Below are 3,783 nucleotides of genomic sequence, written 5' to 3' on the forward strand. Positions count from 1 at the left end.
ACACCGGGCTTAATTGGAAGGTGGGTGCAACTGGCGATCCCTAAGTGTATTTGGGGACTTAGGGGATCGTTTGTTTAGGGACTGTTTGAGGGCTACTGCTTCCTCCACACTATGCCATGAAACACACGATCTCATGGATTCCTAATAGGGTTTTCTGTTTCCTGAAATAATTTGGAGGAATGGGTGGCCCTACAATATGACCTTGTTGTGTGTAGCAGGTGATACGAAGAGCACAGGTGTCCTCATTAGCTTACCTGGTCTGAGACAGGTGATAAAAACACATCTTCATTAACAGGTGTGAGGAAGGTGACATGAGGGAGCAGTGTGTTGTCATTAATTAAGAGGCCACGCGCACAGGTAACATGAGAGGGGGGGAAGCCAGGCACAGGTGAGTTCATTAATAGGTGACACGAATTAAGCAGGTAAACAGTACATTAAGCTGATTAACTGTCCTTATTAGCACGATGTACGAGAGGCAGGTGAGATGAATTAGATGAAAATAGTGAGACAAACAAGACATGGAGGAAAGGAAGGATACAAACAAATTTACAGTAAGTGTGAATGACTGACGAAAGTGCGACAAACAAGCGAGTGACACAAGTAAGGTGCGAAAAAAGATATCGTCATTATTAAAATCAGGTGACACAGAGAGAGAGAGAGAGAGAGAGAGAGAGAGAGAGAGAGAGAGAGAGAGAGAAAGGATGGGCAAAATTGGAGAGGAGTGCAAGAAGGGATGCCTCGGGGACACCTTGGCTACTGATGAGGACTTACAGCTTGACAAAGAGAGAGAGAGAGAGAGAGGTGGAAGAAGAGGTGCTGATGCAGGGAAAAGAAATGGGACAACTGAAGAAATTTTGCAATGGCCAACCCTCCACAGAGGGTTCTCAGAGGAAACTAACCCAGTTAAAGATAAATAAGTAGCAAGCAGCCAACTCTGCTTTGCTCAGTTGGTGACAAGGAGTCTTCTGTACAGGTACTAAGTCCATTAATATTCTTGTACTCCCTGTAGAGCAGGAAACCAAGCACTCATGGCCTGAGATGGATTGCCTCCCAACCCTCTCCAGTGTCCACTGGAAGCACTCATGGTCTGGGCCAGAACACCTCCCAATCCCTTCAGGAACACACATGAAGCACTCAGGAGAGTTTCAGTATGGCCACCCCAAATCATTCATTCAGCAATTATTTTTTGTTCATTCATAACTCCAGAACTACTTTTCCTAATGTCTTGAAACAAACGGCTGTGAGCTAGTCTCATGGTGTTCTATAATCATGTCAATTTTCATTTCAATAGCTATTGTAGTTTCTGAGTTGAAAAATGGTCACGGACAGACGGACGGACAAAGTCGGAACAATAGTCTTCTCAGCACTGCTGTATAGAAGACTAAAATGGTCGCGGACAGACGGACGAACGGACAGACAGAGAGACAGACGGACAATGTCGGAACAATAGTCTTTTCAGCACTGCTGTACAGATGACTATAATTCTCTTCCTCAGCTCTTCCCTACTTCGCATAAAGTTTGACGTGGCCATGGTAATAAGTATAATTGTGTCTGAGAATTGTTACTTCATTCTTGAACTGACTTAATAGCTGCTGTAAAAGTCGGTGATAAGTAAAACGTGGTATAAACATTTTCATCCATTCTAGTACTTGTTATCGCTCAAACTGTATTACTGTTGCCTCTCTTTACATTATGGAAATAAATTTCCACAGAAAAACATTCACGAGTACAGTGGTGCAAGGGAAACTTATGTAGTCCCCCCCAAAAAAACCCTGCAGATCTACAGGTATTAAAGAGCCCTTATACCGCAAAATGATTTTTATTACGGGATCTTGTCAGCTCCTTGGTAAAACTTAGTCAAGTGATGCGTCCGAGACGGCCGTACGATAACACTTACTTAAACTATGGCGCTGAAAGAAGGGGGCGTGGCTTAAAGAGATATCGTGGTTGGACAGTCTGTATCTACAGTGAACGATGCGATACATACGACACTAATTTGGCTTGCACACACACACACACACACACACACACACACACACACACACACACACGACAAACTGACACACACATTGACGCCCAAGACCTTTGGTTACTACTCTTATATATATACCAATATCAACTGTCTTACTCACGCCTTGTTCCCCTCCATGAGCATTGTGCTGCTCGACCGTTACACACACATAAATCCATATCTTTAGGTCACAACAACACCAAATATTCACCCGCCACACACGTGTACCAGGAAGCTAAGTTGTCTGAGTCGTTGAGATATAACTTAGTTGTACCTGACTCTGGAAGCTTAAAAAGAACAGATTTCAGCTTCACTAGACCTATCTAGGCTTGGAGAAGATACGTGAACTTGTAGAGAACTGAAAAAAAAAAAAATGTTGAAATGAGATTGAAACAGAAATATATTAAGTTTTTAACGACTGATCTAAACCGGAAAAGAACTTTATTAATGCTTAAATGGAACTAGTTAGGCTTGTACAGAACACCAACATAAACTTTTTAAAGATCTAAAAAAAACTTGAAATGATGAAATGTATTGGTGGGAAACTGAAATATTGAGCTCTTACTGGACTCAAACTGGCTGAAAAAATAACTGAATAAAGCTTATATGGAACTCAATAGGCTTACAGTTGACCAAAACTTGTGAAGAACTGAAAAAGCCAAATACTGTTATATGAGCCTAAGAGGAAGGAAATTGTAAGCTTTTAAAGGACTGCAATAAACTTAATAAGAACCGATTGAAGAATATAGGGAAGTCAATAGGCTAGCAGACGACCGACAAACGTGAGCAAGACTACAGAATCTTGATGCACTGAAATAATATAGCAGAAACAACTAATATAGTAAGTTTCTAAAGGACGGAACAAGCTTACTGTGTCTCGAGGACGCTTTCTTGAAAGCTTTAACAAATAAGAGAAGCGCGTTAGAAGGGAAGTATTAACTACTACAGCCTTTAACCCGGCGAAACACAGCCGTCAGATACCAAGTTGTCCAGTGTGTAACGCTTGATCATATGTACACGTTCGCTGCCTGTATGTAAGGGTGTGAATACGAGATGACATATTAGCCACAATAACCTTGAGCCTGGGAAAACACAGCAATCAGATATCCTATTATCCAGTGTGGAATGCTTGATCGTATATACGAGTATGTCCACTGCCTGTATGTAAGGGTGTGCATACGAGATGAAATATTAACTACAACCTTTAACACGGGAAAACACAGTAAATAAACACAAAGGCATGGCCGTATATTGAGCTGCTGTACGTGGCTACTGAGTGTGTAATGCTTGGTAATATGAATGTCCGGCGCCTGTATGCAAGGGAGTGAGAAGAAAAAGAAATTGTGTACTACATAAAACCTCCAATACAGTGAAGCACAATTCATGGTTAAGGCATGACTGTACTACTTGTCCTCTGAGCTCTAAGGAGAGGATGGAATTTTGCCTCTTGTTAATGCTACTACTGGCAGGTGTAAAGACAGGGAGTGTGTGGGGAACATATTGACTGTTACACGTTATATTACTGTACAGTCTGTTCGTTCTCTGTCATGGCCAAGTATTGCGTGGCGTGAAATGCCTTGCTCTTGAAGGTTTGGGGTGAGCAGACGCTTGCTCTTGGTGAGTGTTTTTGCCTGGAAACAGTGAGGGCACGAGAGTGTGCAGGAAGGGTACTGGTGATTATTTTACCGCAGGAAGGTGTAATAGTATAAGCATTAAGTACCCTCGAGTATTATTATTATTATTATTATTATTATTATTATTATTATTATTAT

General features: G+C 41.6%; 1 protein-coding gene. It reads left to right on the plus strand.

The features are described 5' to 3' along the window. The first annotated feature begins 605 nt into the window (after positions 1–605). A complete protein-coding gene (locus ACK5JN_RS19360) occupies positions 606–917 on the plus strand; it encodes a hypothetical protein (protein WP_416871637.1) in 312 nt (103 codons plus the stop codon). Positions 918–3,783: the final 2,866 nt, after the last annotated feature.

The organism is Kluyvera sp. (assembly GCF_047971185.1).
Taxonomy (GTDB): domain Bacteria; phylum Pseudomonadota; class Gammaproteobacteria; order Enterobacterales; family Enterobacteriaceae; genus Kluyvera.